The organism is Paenibacillus beijingensis, from assembly GCF_000961095.1.
In the GTDB taxonomy this organism is placed as follows: domain Bacteria; phylum Bacillota; class Bacilli; order Paenibacillales; family Paenibacillaceae; genus Paenibacillus_O; species Paenibacillus_O beijingensis.
In genome coordinates, this window is sequence record NZ_CP011058.1 from 242473 (window position 1) to 259703 (window position 17231).

General features: G+C 50.7%; 18 protein-coding genes. 2 read left to right on the forward strand and 16 right to left on the reverse strand.

Features of this window, described 5'->3' with window-relative positions:
* Positions 1-103 precede the first annotated feature (103 nt).
* Entirely contained in the window at positions 104-448 is a 345-nt protein-coding gene (locus VN24_RS01140; RefSeq protein WP_045668916.1) for a P-II family nitrogen regulator, read from the forward strand.
* A gap of 63 nt (positions 449-511) precedes the next feature.
* On the opposite strand, the gene VN24_RS01145 is transcribed toward VN24_RS01140, so the two are convergent.
* The 11 genes from VN24_RS01145 to VN24_RS01195 form a co-directional block, all read right to left on the reverse strand.
* Positions 512-1465: a PDR/VanB family oxidoreductase gene (locus tag VN24_RS01145; RefSeq protein WP_045668917.1), complete on the reverse strand. Its 954-nt coding sequence runs from the start codon at positions 1463-1465 to the stop codon at positions 512-514.
* A gap of 14 nt (positions 1466-1479) precedes the next feature.
* Complete coding sequence (locus VN24_RS01150; RefSeq protein ID WP_045668918.1) at positions 1480-2286, reverse strand: dimethylamine monooxygenase subunit DmmA family protein; 807 nt, start codon at positions 2284-2286, stop codon at positions 1480-1482.
* A 30-nt stretch (positions 2287-2316) separates the two neighbouring features.
* Positions 2317-3285: a heme-dependent oxidative N-demethylase family protein gene (locus VN24_RS01155; protein ID WP_045668919.1), complete on the reverse strand. Its 969-nt coding sequence runs from the start codon at positions 3283-3285 to the stop codon at positions 2317-2319.
* Positions 3286-3380: 95 nt separating this feature from the next.
* Positions 3381-3782 (reverse strand): cupin domain-containing protein, encoded by a 402-nt coding sequence (locus tag VN24_RS01160; protein WP_045668920.1) that lies wholly within the window; start codon positions 3780-3782, stop codon positions 3381-3383.
* A gap of 76 nt (positions 3783-3858) precedes the next feature.
* Positions 3859-4209 (reverse strand): cupin domain-containing protein, encoded by a 351-nt coding sequence (locus VN24_RS01165; protein ID WP_045668921.1) that lies wholly within the window; start codon positions 4207-4209, stop codon positions 3859-3861.
* A gap of 239 nt (positions 4210-4448) precedes the next feature.
* A complete protein-coding gene (locus VN24_RS01170) occupies positions 4449-5684 on the reverse strand; it encodes an MFS transporter (RefSeq protein WP_045668922.1) in 1236 nt (411 codons plus the stop codon).
* Positions 5681-6955, reverse strand: a complete 1275-nt coding sequence (locus VN24_RS27230; protein ID WP_045668923.1) for a PHP domain-containing protein — start codon at positions 6953-6955, stop codon at positions 5681-5683. The genes VN24_RS01170 and VN24_RS27230 overlap by 4 nt, the downstream gene beginning before the upstream one ends.
* 14 nt (positions 6956-6969) lie before the next feature.
* Positions 6970-7842 carry a carbohydrate ABC transporter permease gene (locus VN24_RS01180; protein ID WP_045668924.1) on the reverse strand — a complete coding sequence of 291 codons (873 nt, stop codon included), beginning with the start codon at positions 7840-7842 and terminating at the stop codon, positions 6970-6972.
* 3 nt (positions 7843-7845) lie between these two features.
* Positions 7846-8721: an ABC transporter permease subunit gene (locus VN24_RS01185; protein ID WP_045668925.1), complete on the reverse strand. Its 876-nt coding sequence runs from the start codon at positions 8719-8721 to the stop codon at positions 7846-7848.
* A gap of 107 nt (positions 8722-8828) precedes the next feature.
* Entirely contained in the window at positions 8829-10319 is a 1491-nt protein-coding gene (locus VN24_RS01190) for an extracellular solute-binding protein (RefSeq protein ID WP_045668926.1), read from the reverse strand.
* A 15-nt stretch (positions 10320-10334) separates the two neighbouring features.
* Positions 10335-11363 carry a LacI family DNA-binding transcriptional regulator gene (locus tag VN24_RS01195; RefSeq protein ID WP_045668927.1) on the reverse strand — a complete coding sequence of 343 codons (1029 nt, stop codon included), beginning with the start codon at positions 11361-11363 and terminating at the stop codon, positions 10335-10337.
* 448 nt (positions 11364-11811) lie between these two features.
* Between VN24_RS01195 and VN24_RS01200 the strand changes: the two genes are divergently transcribed.
* On the forward strand, positions 11812-13434 hold the full coding sequence (locus VN24_RS01200; RefSeq protein ID WP_045668928.1) for a PucR family transcriptional regulator: 1623 nt from the start codon (positions 11812-11814) through the stop codon (positions 13432-13434).
* 133 nt (positions 13435-13567) lie between these two features.
* Here VN24_RS01200 and VN24_RS01205 read toward each other — a convergent pair whose 3' ends face one another.
* The 5 genes from VN24_RS01205 to VN24_RS27555 are packed head-to-tail and all read right to left on the reverse strand — an operon-like array spanning position 13568 to position 17227.
* Entirely contained in the window at positions 13568-14275 is a 708-nt protein-coding gene (locus VN24_RS01205; RefSeq protein WP_158453629.1) for an XdhC family protein, read from the reverse strand.
* Positions 14245-14529 (reverse strand): XdhC family protein, encoded by a 285-nt coding sequence (locus tag VN24_RS26110; protein WP_052702725.1) that lies wholly within the window; start codon positions 14527-14529, stop codon positions 14245-14247. The genes VN24_RS01205 and VN24_RS26110 overlap by 31 nt, the downstream gene beginning before the upstream one ends.
* A gap of 30 nt (positions 14530-14559) precedes the next feature.
* Positions 14560-15813, reverse strand: coding sequence for a YlbE family protein (locus tag VN24_RS01210; RefSeq protein WP_052702726.1), 1254 nt, complete (start codon positions 15811-15813; stop codon positions 14560-14562).
* Entirely contained in the window at positions 15810-17018 is a 1209-nt protein-coding gene (locus VN24_RS01215) for an amidohydrolase/deacetylase family metallohydrolase (protein ID WP_045668929.1), read from the reverse strand. The genes VN24_RS01210 and VN24_RS01215 overlap by 4 nt, the downstream gene beginning before the upstream one ends.
* A 47-nt stretch (positions 17019-17065) precedes the next feature.
* Entirely contained in the window at positions 17066-17227 is a 162-nt protein-coding gene (locus tag VN24_RS27555; RefSeq protein WP_158453630.1) for a hypothetical protein, read from the reverse strand.
* Positions 17228-17231 lie beyond the last annotated feature (4 nt).

Genomic DNA, 17231 nt, shown 5'->3' on the forward strand with positions numbered 1-17231 from the left:
TTTTGACCCTTTTCTCGAATAATGAGATTTTCCGATACGTCCAATCTGTTAATCAGCGATAATGACGTCATAGACCTGATTATCTGGGAGGGAGCTTTGGCTTATGAAATTGCTTACGATCATTATCCGTCCGGAAAAACTGAGCAGCGTAACCGCTGCGCTTCATGAGCTCGGCATAAAAGGAATGACGATCAGCGACGTGCGCGGGCAAGGGATTCAAAAAGGGGTAAAAACCGTGTACCGGGGCGTTGAATATCAAACCGACTTTATCATGAAAAATAAGATTGAAATTGTCATTCGCGATGACATCTACGAACAAACGGTGGAAGCAGTCATGGAAGCCGCACGTACCGGTCAAGTCGGCGACGGAAAAATTTTCACGACCGATATATCGGATGTGATCCGAATCCGTACAGGAGAGCATGGAAAAGACGCGCTTGGACAGTAGCAGAAAAATGGTAAACCAAAAAGCCTTGACCAGGATCGTTCCTGTCAAGGCTTCTTCACGCTATTACAACCGGATCGATACCCGATTCGATTTCGCTCTCGAGACGCACGTAATCATCGCATTGCGTTTCTTCTTCTCCTGCTCGGAGAGGAAAAAATCGCGGTGATCCACCTCTCCTTCCTCCACTTCCACCTCGCAGCTGCCGCATCCCCCGATTTTGCAGGAATAAGGAGCTTCGATTCCTTTTTCCAGAAGAACATCCAGCAGACTCCGGTCTTCGGGCACTTGCAGCACGATGTTGCTGCCGGTTAACTCCACCTCGAACGGATGACAAGGACCTTGGTTCGGAGGCGTAAACAGCTCGAAATGAATGCTGGACGGAGGATACCCATAGCTCTGCGCCGCCTGTCTGAATTGGGTAATCATCGCTTCCGGACCGCAGAAATAAACGTGAGATCCGATCGGCTGATTCCACATGACCATCGTAGGCATCCGCTTCGATTCACTTGAAAAATAAAAATGGGCTTGTTCCCCGTAATGGGATTGAATAAAAGAATAAAACGGACAGTATTGTTCGGAAGCGGCTGCATAATGAAGCTCGAACGATTTCCCGGCCGCCTTCATTTCCGCCATCATCGCCATAAATGGGGTAATCCCGATGCCCGCTGCAATAAAAATATGATGCCTCGCCTCGAAGCTGACGGGCAAATGATTTTTCGGATGGCTGATCTCGAGTTCATCTCCGGCTTTCACCTGGGTATGCCAGAACTCCGACCCGCCTCGTGACTGTTGGCTAAGCCTGACGGCAATCGTGTAGGAGTCTCTATCCCTCGGATTGCCGGCCAGCGAATAATGCCTCTCCAGAAATTCATCCTGCTTCTGCAAATAAGTCGTAATATGGGCGCCGGCTGAATACCATGGAAGCCGCCCCGTTAGCGGAACCAGCTTGAAGCGTTTCACTAGCGGCGTCTCCTGTACCGCTTCCGTAACCTTTACTTTAATGTTGGCGTTATGCATCCAAGTGACACTCCTTACTCGTTGACGTTAACATAACCCATGAACGCCTCCAGCCGCGGCGAATAATGATTGGAAATAAGAAGCGGACTGCCGCAGCGTACGCAATCCATCTCACTCCCGTTCGGTTTAGGCTGCATTTCATAACAATGAGCGCAAAATACACGTTCCTCTTTTTCGCCAATACCAATCCCTTGAAATTCCTCGTTCGCGTAGCCGCTCTGACGGGCGATCCGTTTAATGCGGGAGAAATCACGCCAGTCGCAGAAGGCCATAATCCGGGTTCCAATCGTTTGCTCCTTAATGGCTGCGGCGATGCCTTGTTCCCCGCCGCCTCGAATCGAACGGATTGAAAAATCCATCCTTTTGATGTAGTTTCGTAATGCGTTCGAGGCAGCTTTATCGCTTGCGTTCATACGGAAGACTTCAATTTGTGCCCCTGATCTCGCCAGCCCCAAAAGAGACGGCAATGCCGGCAGAACACCGGAATCGTCGATAAACAACAGCTGTTTCCTGCCCTCCAGTGCAACCGTTTGATCAGGCTGTTGCATGCGAAGTGTACCGGATTTCGTATCCGTGATGATAGGCCTCACATTGTCCGGGCATAATCGGATATCCACGTAAAGTTTTAGTTGCCGATTGAAGTCTGTACCCAGCTTGAGGAATGAAACGGGAATACCCAGCCGCTGTTCATTTAACCAGATGCCGCTTGATATCAATCCCACCGGCTCCGCTAAACTCCCTTCCAAAATCTCGGCATTAATCATGTAAAATGCTTTCCCTAACGTCTCTCCCTGCAATATTCCGCATTTGATTTCTTCCAAGCCTGCTCCCCCTAACGTCGCCGGGTCTAATCAAATATGCCGTTTCAGATACTCAATCAATAATGGTTTATAGGAAATAAACCCTTTATAATCCGCCAGCGGATCGGGCAAATCTTCCAGCACCTTGCAAAACCGCTCCGCCCAAACCTGATTGCGGATCAACTCCTGAAATGGCAGCAGATGGGTATGTATGCTGAATAATATCCCATTGCTGCCAGGGATCCGGAACAGCCGCTGGTCTTCGGAGCGCAGGTGCATGATCTCGCCGACATTGTCCAGGTTCAGTCCGAATTTTTCCCGCCCCCATTCCCCGAACGCTTCCGGAGACGTATCCAATCTCGGTCCAACGTTCAACGTCCAATTGATCCGCGTCCAAGGCTTGCCCGCTTCCATTCGCAGCAGGAAGCCGAGCACCTTCTCCGCAAGCCCGCTGTCCGAGTAAATCGGTACCGGGGAATGGAATTGCAAATAGGTCATGCCGAGATCAAACGCCAGCGACCAGTTAGCCGGGAAGCACAACTGACCTGCGTCCATATACAAATCCCCGTCTCTTTGCTGCAGGTAGATCAGGTCCTCTTGGATATGTCTGCCGATAAAATCCAGCGGTTCATACGGGAGCGTAGAAGGGTCTCCAAAAACGAACGTGCATGTTTCATCCAGCAGCCGATTGTAAAACGTCCATTGATCCCCTTTCATATCGAGCGAAAAATAATCGGCGTGCACCGAAGCTAGCTCCTTCATCAGCATGGACATGATTTCCCACTGCGCCTCGAGCGTATGAGGGGCGGCCTGAAACGTGCGTTCGGGATAACGGTCCAGCAGCTTTCGTTTCTCTTCGATTTCTTCATAATACTCGGGTGTGATATCGGTGCAAACCGGTGGCGTGAGCGCCCTGGAATTGTTGGAGTACCGGTACGAGTCGCCTTGAAATGGAAATGGGAAGCGTTCCAGCAACGGGGCTGCTTTTATTTCCGTCCGGTGCAATTGCAATTTGTCCATGTCTGATCTCTCCCTTCAATGAAAAGCGGCCCCGCATATAAAAGAATGCCTGAGCGTCCTTGAATATTTGGAGCCGCTGCAATCATCGTTGCTGCTTACAGGAAAACATCCGCCGGCAGCCGATGGGCGAAGTAAACCGCTTCGCCGTCGCTTTCGCCGTCAAAAATCACCTTTGTCGTCGGAGTAAATACGAGGATGTCGCCCGCTTCGGCTACATACTTCACATTCTGTTCGTCCCGAATCACGATTTTGCCGAAAACAACGACTTTCACTTCCAGAAACGTGTATTCGAATTCAAAATCGACGGATGGACGCATCACGAAACGCCCGGCCGAAAGCGGATTGCTGTCCGCTGTAATCGGTATATCTTTAATTTGGCTGTCCAAAGTAGGCAGGCCCAGCAATCCGTTCAACTCTTTCAGAGGCGTCGTGCCAGCTTTTATTAATACAACGCCAGGCTTTTGGCTTACATATTCATAGGATGCAGTATTAGACATAACTTCAGGTACCTCCCGATTCAAATTGGTGTGATGAAACAAGTCATCGAGCCGTCAATCTCACAAGCATGCCGGCTTAAGCTTCGCCTACTTTACGCAATCCGCAGAAAAATCCGATTCCGTAATCCGGCGAGTCGAACGTAATCCGGCTGCCTTTTTCAAAGTAGAGCACATCGCCGGGAACGACATTTACGGTTTTGCCCGTTTCATCGGTAATCGTCATTTCGCCTTCCACAATGATTTTCATTTCATCGTAGGTATAGGTGTACGAAAGCGGCTTTGACTTTTCCATACGGAAGAATCCGCTTGTAATCGTTTTTTCCTGATCGCTCGAACTGAGCACGTCCCCCAGAAACGCCTTCGTATCCGGAACCCCCATCGTAGGAAAATCCATTTTGATCGCTTTGTTGACCACTTGCATCGGCATCGCAGTTCCTCCTCCATTCGTGATATATGATGTGACTGAATCTAACGACATCATCACATATACAACCGGTCAACGAAACGGCACTCTCCCGAATAGCGGGAATGAGTTCGAATTGTAAGAACATAAAAAGCGCCCTGCACGGGCGCTCTCAGGCAATCATATGAAAAACAATTCCGGCGTAACTGCCGGCACTATGAATATGTGCGAAATCTCCATTCCTGCTCGAACCGCTTGATGGTTTAAGAATAGCTGGATGGATGGCGGTTGAACAATGTCCTTAAAAAATAAACCGGCAGCACCCCGGCGGCAATGACGGCCAGCAAAAACCAGCTTAACGTATTCGCCGGATCCGTCGCTTTATAAAGCCAGACCAGCAATCCGACGCTGGCGATTCTGCCGACGCTTAATGCCAATTCCCTCCATACCATCAGCTCGACGCGGATTTGTCCTTTCAGATCGTGCCGGCTGACGGCGTTATACGAGATAGTAAAGAAAGGCGCGTTGAACATCGGCTTGCTGACGGCGTCGAGTACCGCGAACAGCATCAGCGTCCACGGGTTCAAATGCACCGTAATTCCGATCAGCGACAAGCTTAACAATGTAGTCCCCCACGTGAGGAAAAGCCATCTGTGCCGTTCCTGCCCATACCTGCCGATCAGATAAAAGACGACAACGGAAAGAAATGTCGTAACGAAGGCGTAATTGCCTGTCGTATTCTCGCTTCCGGTCGCCATATAAATCCACAGCCAAATGACGATCGACAGCACGCCTTCACGGAACGAGATAAAAACGAACGCCCACGAGATTTGCCGCCATTCGCGCTGTTTCTTCCAAACGCCGAGCATCCGGCGCCATTCGAAAGCTCCCGGCACGGAATCGGCCGGCAGCAGAAAAGAAGCGAGCAGCGACAGCAGGAAGCATAGAAACGCCGCCACAAAAATGGTCGTATAGCCGGCAAAGCCGGGCATAACCGCAACGACCCAGCCGGCGAGCAGCGGACCGAACATGCCGCTGAGCGAGCCGAAGATGCCGTTCAAGCCGTTAAACCAGTCGCGGTTTGCTGGACGGGTAACATCGACGGTCAGCACATTGGCGGCAAGCCAGTAAAAGCCTGAACCGACTCCATACAAGACGCCAAGCGCCTCCAGCCAATTTGCGGAACGTTCTCCCAACCCGAGAACCGCTACATAAAACAGCACCTGCAGCAGACTGCCGATCCACAACGCCTTGCTGCGCGCCGCTTTTTTGCTGAGCCAGCCCGCCGCAGCAAAAGCAGGCAGCCAAGCCAAATACGAAATCCAATTGAACATCAGTGTCTCGGAGACGTCCTGCGTAATTTTGAGCCAATACACATTAATGAAAATATTGGAGAGACTGTTTCCAAGCGAATTGAACCCGATAATCCACAGCAGCACTTTCGCCGCCTTTGGCAGCATGGGACGGTTTATCGCCGCAGTCTCCGTATGCAGATTCACTGGCCTTCTCCCGCTTTCCCGCTTCCGCGCAAGTAAATCGGGTTCGTCAGGCAGGTCATGATCGTCTTGTCCATCTCTGGAATGTAGCGGCGCGCTTCTACCCTGTAAAATAACCGGTCCGCCGCTGCGGCACATGTTAACTCAGCATTTCCGTCCACAATCCATTCCTGTTCCAAACCGCAGTCGGACCATAGGCTGACCCGGTCGTTGTTCGCGCGATGCACCTCCAGCGTCAGTTCAATGTGCTCCAATCCGTCCATTTCGATCTCGTCTCCGATCCGGCTGGAACCGGAAGCGAGCGTAATGAACGTATCATCCGGATCGCAGGAAAGGACAACCCGCCCCGTCCGGACCGCAGTCAAAACATCGTCGACGGTCTCGGCTTCCACCCATACATGCGTTGTCGGCCTGCCGTGCCGAACAAACAGATCCGGTCTGTGCGTATCGCTGCCGCCGATTGCCGGAAGCCTGCGCCCTTCACACAATTGCTTATGCCACCAGCCGACGGCAGCCTCATTAAGCGGACGCCAGGGACCGTTCCATACCTCAACCGCATCAAAAGAAACATCAAAACCAAGTTCCCAAGGACAATCCGGACAAAAGGGGTGGTTGAGCGATACCAGACCGCCACGGCCGGCTGCTTTTTGCAGTACATTTGAGCCATGGTCCGGCGTCAAAACCCGGAAATCGTCCAGCGCATCGGGGTGTCCCAATATATTGGCATGTCCTTTGTAGCTCGTTAGCTCGACGCCGGGAATGAGCAGCAGCTGATCATCGGAATTGGCTGCCGTCTTGTTTTGGGACGCTGTATTATGATCGGTAAGCGCGATAAACGACAGCCCCCTTTCCTTGCATATTTCAATTACTTCCGCAATCGTATAAGATCCGTCACTGTGCAGGCTGTGCATATGCAGATCGCCCTTCATCCAGCGGCCATGTTTTGTCGTCAGCTCAATCTCAATCGTCACGGTGCAGCCATCATCCGGAACCCGATACGCGCCAAGAAGGACGTACCAGGTCCCTTCCGTGATCGGACCGGCCAAATAGCCGGGCGTCGCTTTCTCCAGCGCGACAAAAAATTCGTCCCGGGCTCCGCCGCTCCAACCTGCAATGCGCTCCGGCGACCGTAAACCGATATCGATGACGGCTCTGCCGTCCGGATTATCGTAACGGTAACGAACCTCGATCCGTTCGATTTCGCCATTAACCTCAAACGGCACTTCAAGATAGGTTTGCTCTTCATGTTTGCCTATCATCCGCTGAATCTTCATTTCGATCAACCTCTCTATTCTTTACTGGCTCCGAGCATGATGCCTTTCATAAAAAACTTTTGAACAAACGGATAAATAGCGATGAGCGGAATAATAGCGATGATGATGCCCGCCATCTTCACATTAGTCGTCAGCAGATAGGTGCCCGAAGTCGAATTGGCATCGATAATCATCGACTTAAGGGCGACCTGAAGCGTATATTTCGTACTGTCATTAATGAAAAGCACCGGCGCCGTAAACATGTTCCAACGGCCCACGAATTCAAACAGCGTCACGGTCGCCAAGCCGGGCGTCGCCAGACGCATGTACATCGTACTAAAGATGCGGAGCTCCCCCGCGCCGTCCATTTTGGCCGATTCCGCCATTTCGTAAGGCACGCCCAGGAAAAAATTCCGCATGAGCAAAATGGAAAATCCGGATACGAGGCCCGACAAGACGAGCACGGTAAGCGTATTGAGAAGATGCAAATCTTTGTTGACGACATAAAGTGGAATCATAATCGCCTCTTGGGGAATCATCATCGTAATTAAGATGAACGTGACCATCAATTTTTTTCCCGGGAGAAAAGGATGCATCAGCACATAACCGGCGAAGCTGGAGAGCAGAACGTGCAGCACCGTCCCGATTCCGGTGACGATGACGCTGTTCAGAAACGGCTTCCAAATATCAAGGCTGTTCCAGACAATGGCAAAGCCTTCGGCGCTGAATTGTTTGGGGAACAAAATGATGTCGGGCTGCATGGAAGAAACGCCTGAAGAGAAGGCCAGCGCGATTACATTCAGGAACGGAATGATCATCGTTAACATAAGGAACAGCAGAAAGAGCAGGTTGAGCGTATCAAAGAGCTTGTTCAACGCCCCTTGACGGTCGTATCGTATTCGATTCATCGTTTACACCTCGTCAAAACGCGTTAATTTCCGGACGATCAAAGTGAGAATGAGCGTAAACAGCACAACGAAAAAGCTTGCGGCGGCTGCAGTCCCGATCTGCAGATCCATAATGCCCTTTTGATAGGTGTACATCATCAGCACATCCACTTTGGACGCAGTCGAGGGGTTGCGGAAAATAAATACTTGGTCAAAGATACGCAAAATCCCGAGCGTGTTCAGCAAAAAAATCACTTTCATCGTATTGGCGAGCTGCGGCAGCGTCACATTCCGAACCTGCTGCCAGCGCGAGGCGCCGTCCATCCGCGCAGCTTCGTAAAGCGAGGGGTTAATCGAAACGATGCCCGCCAGAAACAGAATGCACGTATACCCCATATCTTTCCATGTGGCGACTCCGATCATGACCCACCTTGCCCAGAAGGAATCGGCCAGGAAATGGACCGGCTGCAGCTGGATCGTTCTGGAAAGAAGCTGATTCACAAGACCGATATCAGGCGAGAGCAGAAAAATCCACATCCCCCCTATAACCACCCATGAGAGCAGGTGAGGGATATACAAAATCATTTGCGCCGCTTTTTTGAACCAGACGTTTAGCACTTCGTTTAAGGACAGCGCGATGATGAGCGGAGCGATAAAGCCGAACAGCAATATTCCGACGCTAATCACGAGCGTGTTGACGAACGATTGCCAGAAGATCGGGTCGTGCACAACTTTAATATAGTTATCCAATCCGATATAGGGCCTGTTGCCCATCAGCCGATAATCCTGAAAGCTGATTTGCAGCCCTTTGAACAGCGGATAATACGAATAAACGAGAAAATAAATGACGATGGGCAGCATCATCAAATATAAAGCGGCGTATTTCCGAAACACTTTCATCCGATTCGTTCACGTCCTATCCGGTTTGAAACTTTATACTTTCTCACCTTTGGAAAAGAAAGCCAAACGGAAATGTCCGTTTGGCTCCGTCACGTCTCAAGCGAGAGCTACTCGTCGATCAAATTGGCCGCTTTCAGCTCTTTTTGCATGCTTTGAACGGCATCCTTCGCGGGCATTTGTCCGGACATCGCCTTCAGCGCATAGTTTTGAACGATTTTTTCCGCGTCTGCCCATCCCGGCAGCGACAGCTCAAGCGTCGCGTATTGCGTTGCAATGGACTGCGCATCCTCAACGCCGGGCAGCTTGCCGAAAGGCGCTTTCACGTTTTGGTTGTACCAGAACGGAATGCCGTGGTCCATATTGTGCTCTTTGCCGGTTTTCGTCAGGACGAAGCTGCCGTTCTCCTTCGTGTAATCGACGCCTTCGATACCGAGGCTTCCGAGCGTAATGCCTTCTTCCGAATGCCAGAATTCCAGAAACTTCTTCGCGGCATCGGGATTTTCCGCATTGACCGGAACGATCCAGAAGTCCGGATCGCCGCGCCGCATAAGACGATTGCCCTCAGCGTCGGGAATGCCGGGGATGCCTTTGGCCTGGAACGTCGTGTTCGGGTCCTGTTCCTTGCGCAAGTTGTTGAACATGCCGACCCACGCATCCCAATACGTAACCATGCCGACACGGTCCGTCAGAAACAAATTGCGCATTTTTCCGGTATCATTCGTAATGAAGTTCGGGTCCATAATGCCTTCTTTCACCAGCTTCGCAAACCATTCATACATCGGAATAGCCGCATCGCTTGCATAAGGAATCGTCCGTTTGCCGTCCTTCATCACATAGCGGTATTTGAGTCCCGCCGCGCTCATAAAGCCTTGAATGTCGTACAATCCGGAGGTGGAAAGTCCGTACGTGTCATTTTTGCCGTTGCCGTCCGGGTCCTTCTCCTTGAACGCCTTCAGCACGTTATAGAACTCGTCCAGCGTTGCCGGTTCCTTGAGCTGCAGCTTGTCCAGCCAGTCCTTGCGGACGATCGGCATCGTGCCGCCTTGAAACTTCACGAATACGCCGTATACTTTGCCGTCTTCTCCCTTCAGCTGCTCCCATTCAATGGTCGGGATAACGGCCGGATCGGAGAGCACTTTCGAGGATTGGGCAAATTCCGTCATATCGGAGACGACGCCCTGCTTGATGAATTGGTTTAATTTGCCCAGGTCGCTCAATTCGATTAAATCGTATTTCTCTCCGGAGCTGAGCGCCGTCAGCACTTTTTGATCGTATTCGCTCGGCGGTCTTTCGACAGTTGCGTCAATACCGGTCAGCTTCTTGAGCGCCTCTTCGAACTGCTTGTTCTCTTCGGGCGTTTTACCCCCGACATTTCCCGCCAGCACGCGCAGCTTCATTCCTTCCGAGCTGCTGTCCGTACTGTTGTTCGTGCCGCTGTTCTTGCTGCTGTCCGGGGTTTTGCTCTCAGCTGTCTGCTGCTGAGTCGTGCTGCTTCCTTGTGCCGTGTTGTTGCCGCCGTTGCCGGATTGGCCGCACGCAGATAAAAGCAAGCTTCCTGAAATCGCCAGCACGGAGAGAGTTGCCAATGTTTTTTTCATGAATATTGCCTCCTTTTATAGTTCCGGCGGTTTCGAGCAGGACCCGCGCATCACCAGTTCCGCTGGTACCAGCGTACGCTTGGCTGTTCTGCTCTTGGACGCCAGTTGTTCAATAAGCATTGCGGCCGCTTCTTCGCCCAGCTGCTCCGCATTTAAGCGAACGCCGGTAAGCGGCGGGTTGAATTCCGGCGAAAACACGGAGTCATCGCTGAACGCAAATACGGACAATTGTTCCGGAATGCGCAGATTCAGCTTTTCAGCCGCCTTGTAAATTCCTAAAGCCATCGTGTCCGTATCGGCGATGACGGCGGTGATGTCCGGGTTCGCCTTCAGCATGGAAAGGGTCGTTTCATAGCCAAACGAATACGATGAGGAGATTTGATCCGGTTTATGTACGATCCACTCCGGTGAAGTTGCCAAACCGGCGTCCTGGAAAGCGCGCAGGAAGCCGAGCCCCCGGTCTTCTGCGACAGTGCGTCCCTCGGGCGCATTCAAAAATAAAATACGGCGGTGACCGAGGGAGATGAGATGCCGGGACACCTGCTCCGCGATCCCCGTATTGTCATTGTCCACATAAGAGACACGGGTATCGTATTCCTTATGCGGTCTTCCGACGATCACGATCGGCACCTCATTGTGCAGCCTATCGGTTATTCGCAGATCTCCAACGGCCGGATCGAGTAAGATTTCACCGTCAACGGGGTCGGAAGACAAGTTTTCAACCTGATTGGAATAAGACGACGAAAGGGTGTTGACGAGCAGTCTGTAGCCCTGATCGAAGCAAACCCGCAGCACGCCGTTCAGCAATGACAAATGAAATTGACTGAACTTGAACTGTTCGCCCGGAATGTTCAAGCCGATGATGCGGGTTGTCTTATTGACCAAGCTCCGCGCCCAATAGTTCGGTTTATAATTCAATTGTTTGGCGATGTTCAGCACATGCTCACTGACCTCTTTGCTGATCGGCCTTTTTTTGCTAAACACATTGGATACGGTTCCTTTGGATACGCCTGCCGCCTTCGCGACGTCATCAATCGTTGCCATTCTCTCGTCGTCCTCGCTTTCACCTTCAATCCGATTAGAGATCGTTCTCTTTTCAAGAAGTAACATTAAACCGGTTTTGTAAAAGCAGTGTTAGATCAAAACGAATCTTTTGTAAACCGGATATAATAGGCATAAAATCACCGTTTCCACGCCAATTAACGAACGTAAGTTCGTTAAACCGTTTTGATAAAACCTGTCATTTCTCTCATTAAGATGAGTTAGAATCAGTCATAGAGTAAGCCGGATTTTGCATGAAACGGCAGGTACAAATAAAATAGCGCAGCAGCTGGAAGGGCTGTATACGGCAAGTGCGGTGGTGGGTAGTGAAATGACAGAGCGGATATTCGCAAAACATGATTTAATTTGTGTACATCATGTGCTAATATAACACTTAAAGTGACCTTACTTAACAGTTACTCGGTGAATTTATCAACAGGGAGGGTCTACCGTGGCAGTTACGATCAGGGAAATCATACAAGATCCAGATAAAATCGGAGTGTTGAAAGCAGGACAAAATGGGATTAACCGAATTGTGCAATCGGTAACTGTTATGGATGCTCCGGATATAATAAACTGGGTCAGATCAAATCAAATCTTATTAACAACAGGTTATGTAATCAAAGATGATATTACTGCGCAAAAAAAACTGATAACGGATTTGGCCAATCTCGGTTGTGCCGGAATCGCAATTAAAACGAAACGCTTTCTTATGGAAATTAATCCTAGCATAATTGAATTAGCCGATAAATTGAATTTTCCAATCATTGAGCTGCCTGTGGACAGTCATTTTGCCGATGTCATGAATTGCGTCCTGTCTAAAATTTTATATCCTCGCAACGATAATTTGCAGCATACACGCAATGTACATCATCAATTAACGAAACTGATCCTGAATGGTTCCGATTTTTCTGCGATCGCAAACAAGCTGGAGGGCTTACTTTGTACCGGGGTTATTTTTTTGGACGCAAAAGGTGTTGTTATCGCGCACTCCAATCGGATTAAAAAATATTACAACTCAATCATTCCGCTTATACAGCAGTATGTTTCAAATATTCCTCTAAAACATAACATAATCCATACGAATAATCTTGTTGTAAACGGCAATTCACTTCGGATTATCGCGTACCCGGTATATATCCGAAAAAGGATTAAAAACTTCATCATTCTTACTGAAACGACTGAAAACTTCGTTGAACATTACCTTACCATACTGGAGCAAGTATCCACGATGTTAGGTTTCGAACAAATTAAAAATGAAGCAATTATTGAAAATGAAAAGAAAAAACAACTTGATTTTTTTTCACACCTTCTTGAGAAGAACACCTTATCGAATGAAGAAATCCTGCTTGGAAAAACTTATGGATTAATTGATTCTCCTTATACTTGTGTTATTGTTCAACCACCAGATAAGATATTCGGGAAAAATTCTCAACATTTGTTGCGAGATCAAATTGAGCAGAAGATCCTCCCCGCGTTTCCTAGTACAATCGTTATCCAAAATAGCGCCGAGTTTATTTTACTGATTCCCTGCCCGCAGCACTCATCCCGCGGCAAAGAAAATCACATCACAGCGAAATTGGAACAGTGCTTGGTTGAAATAACGATTTGGTTTGAAAAATACCAACTATTTCCATTCAAAATTGGCGTAGGAGGACGCTATCCGCTGCTCGCCGATCTTCCAAAATCGTTCAGAGAGGCAAAGGAATCTCTGGACGCGGGTTATCAAAGTAAAGCTTCTCCCAAAATCCGATATTATAAAACAAAGGAAGTCGTTGAACTGCTGCGATACATTCCCCAAGATAAAATAGATGAACTATATTCGAACACGCTCGGTAAATTGCATGTTCTTAAAGGACAAGATCGCGAGGAAACACTGCAAACTCTTTATATCTACCTGGAGAACAATTGCAATATTTCCGAAACTGCAAAACAGCTTTACGTTCATCGAAACACCGTTTTATACCGGATTGAGAAATGCGAAGAATTGTTGGATTCCAGTCTGAAAAACCCGGAAAAAAATTTGCTTCTGCGGCTTATGCTAAGAGCATCAGAGTTGTTTACGATCTCTTAAGAGGGATTTGACCCGCGCTCGCACTGATATTGCTACAGAAGCAGGTGGACAAATAGCGCCACCTGCTTCTGTAGATCTCCTAGTATATACATTGAGCAGCAGAAATCTTAAAGTTCGCCGGAGACTCTCAAGCTCAGCTCAAACTGCATTCTGCAAACGAATTCGCGCTTATGACCTGTCCGTTCTTGATCTGGATCAATTTCGCAACTATACTGATCCCTATTTCCACTGGCCCCTGCGAGCCAATGGATATCCCCGCCGGATATTGAAGCCATGGCGGCGAGTCGCAGCCGGCAAGAATTCTTCGGGTCCTTTCCTTCGAACCCACGATGCCCAAATACCGCAAGCAATAAGGAATTGCCAGCTGCAGAAATTGAAAATCCTTTTGATACTGGTGGCTCATGATGACCACATAATCCCTATCCGACAGCTTCAGTGCCGGAATGAGCCGATCGGGGAGACCGATATGAAGCTCCGCCATCGGAAATCGCTCATTCGTGCACAACCCCGTCCTCCAATCGGCGACGGCGACCCGAAAGCCCGTCTTAGCTGCCAAATCGGCCAGCGGCCGGGCATCGTTCCCCGCTCCAAAAATAATCAATCTGGGGCACGGGTCGAATACCGATTCGAAAATTTCGCCGGAGTCTCGCGCTCCGCTGTCCGAACAGCCTGCTGCCTCGTATGAAACGGACATTGGTGACTGCCGAAAGCAGCGGATCAGGCGAACACTCTCTCCGCTGTCCAACCGACGTTTTATTTCCTTCAATGCGTCGCGAAGCTCTCCGATAACGGGCTCAAGAAGAATGCGCATCATCCCCCCGCAGCCAAGTACCTCCCCCAAGACAGATCATCCGGGTCTCTGGAATCGTACACCGAGAATTGCGGCTTTCCGGTATGCAGTACATCTTGAACCCGTTCGATCAAATCCGCTTCCAAACAGCCGGGACTCAAGCTGCCCAGGGTGTCTCCGCCGGCCGACATCAACATGGACACGCCTTTCTTGCGGTAAGCGTGGCCTTCCACTTCCATAATGGTTGCCAGTACGAGCTGGCCGTCGATTTCATTCATATGGGAAAGAAGATCGTGCATGTCCATTAGCTCAGCTCCTTGACGATCCGATAACAATTAGAGTATTGCCGCTTGAAAACAATGGCTTGGAATGTCGAAGCTGCCAACCCCTAAGAAACGGCCGTCCAGCGAAAGACGGGCTGTATTGACGCGAACCGGAACATGTCCGTGCGCGGCTTTCTTGGCAACAAGACCGACAGTGAGGGCATTGCCGAAATCATTCGGTACCCATACGCCGGGCAGAGCGGCTGCCGCCGCGAGCGATATCCGATTCGAAGCCGCGAGCCACTCGCGCGTGCCGGACAGGCCAAAGGAAGGCCACAAGCCGGGCGCAAGCAGCGTGATGCGGCCGCCCCATCCGAAAGCTTCGATCACAGGACTATCCCCGATGACCGGGCCTGCGACCTCACCGGAACCATGTCCCGAACCGGAAGGGAGAGGTGCCGGTGCGGTAAACCAGCGGCCGGGCTTTGAGGAAACTTGAATCCCGATTTCCACTCCGTTGGCCGCGCATGCTGTCACAAGGCATTCCTCTTGTATATCTTCCATTACCTTCAAATACAATCGAGATACGCACATCGACAGGTTTAGAAAAAACAACGGATTGTTTTGCAGAAATCGAATGACCCCTGCTTTCTGTTCACCGGGCCGATCAAGTTCCAGAATGGCGGGCGTCAGCTTGGCGGCCAGCAGGAGAGACGCCGCCTTCGAGCGCATGTGCAGCTCGTCTCCCATAAGCAAAGCCTCCTGGCACACCGGAAGCAGCTCGATGCTCCCTGCCGCCTGCAAAGCTTCAGACAACAGCGGAGCCAACACGCCGTTCATCCAATGAAGCCGGTCCGCAACATCCAGGCCCAATGAACCGAAGCGCACCGTTCTCCCGACGCCTTCATTTAACGGCGAGTAGACGACTTGCTTGGACCTTTCATCCTCGATTATCATAACGGGCATCGATTCGGAGACCATCCCGACCAGAGGGGCTACGATGTTCATCTCCCAGTTGGACCGCAAAGATATGCCGCTTCGTAAGAAGGAATGGTTGATGAGCCGATCCATTTCTTCCGATCGTTCGCGCCCGTCAAGCTCAACAAGCCGGGAAAGGTCCCTCGGATCTACCTTTCCTTCGTAACAGAGCAGGTCGATCAGGCCGTGCTTGTGCACCGTTAGCATGTCTTCCGCCTTCATGGGAGGGCCCGAATGACCGATCGTACCGCGCAGCTCCGGCACGGCCTGTCCGGCGGGAAGGATACCGACCCATCGAGGCTTCACCGCCTGTAGGCGTTCACTGATCTGTTGGCGGGCCGTACTCATCCGGCAAATTCCACCAAGTTCGATTCTTCATCCTCGGCAAGCTCGATGGCTTCGCCGGATTTGATGCAATATTTGGCCTTGAGTTTCTTGTCGCCCATTCTCGACGTTCCCCACGGATCCTTGTATTCGAACCTTCCGCTCTCAATGGCGAATACCGTAATATCCGCTTCTTTGCCCGTCTCCAGGTGGCCGATTTCATCAGATAGTCCGATGAGGGACGCTGGCTTCGCCGTCACCATATCGATAACGGTCGGCAGATCGAAGCCCAAGGCGAGCATCCGGGACATCGCTTTGTTCAATCCGTACGATACTTCCAAGCTGTGCGGCTTATTGAAAGGAGCATGCACGTCGCTGCTCAGCACAGTCGGAACGATACCCTGATCAAGCACCTTGTCCGCGATTTCGAAAGAGAAATGTTCGCCGTAGCCTACATCCAGCACGATGCCTCTTTCCAGCGCCTCGATAATTTCCGGATGAACTTTCCCGTTCCTCGCCAGAATGCCGCCTTCGTTTGCGGTAAAGCAGTGAGTCAGAATGTCGCCGCTGTCGAGAAGCTGTACCGCTTCGGGAAGCACCTCGTCCGGATTTGGAATTCGGTCTTCATCAAAAGTGAACAGCTTTCCGGTATGGACATAGCAGGGAACTTTCGTCGCTCTCGACGCTTTTTTGGCGAGCCGGAGCACTTCCAGCCCCCACCTGGAATAGCCGCCCATCTCCGCATGCGTCTTGATGCCGCGGATGATGTCGCGGTTCTCCTCGATTGTTTCGATCGTTACTCGGACATCGACCGACTGAGGGCCGTGAAGGGGAGGCAGCATGCTCCCTTTTATCGTGCCGACCGCGCCGATGTTGATAAACGAAAGGACGCGGGATTTCGACGTCTCGATCATATAATGCTTGAAGCCCGGAAACGTCAACGCTCCGCAGCTGCCCTGATCGACGACGGTCGTGACGCCCGTCAGCACCCCGACTTTGTCGGGGAACGTGCCGTAATCCGTATTGTAGGCATACCCGTGGATGTGCAGGTCGATAAAACCGGGGGAGACGTAACAATCTTTGGCATCGATGACGACCGTATCGGGACCGCTTTCAAGCGTTCCTCCGATTGCCGCGATTTTGCCGTTCTTGACGGCGATATCTCCAATGACGTCCAGTCCGTCGGATTTGCTCAGCAGTCGTCCGCCTTTGATAATCATATCGTACATGTGAAATCCTCCTCGGTTCGATAGTGAGATTTAAGATAGAATGAGATTCAGACGACCCGGCCCCGGTAAATCACGCATGTCGTGACCGGCATACGGCGCATGAGGTCCCACGGATCGGTGCCGTCAACGATAATCAAGCTGCATGGTTTGCCCGGCTCCAGACCGTAAATATCCTGGATTTGCAGCGTTTTGGCTGTCAATAGATCCATCATT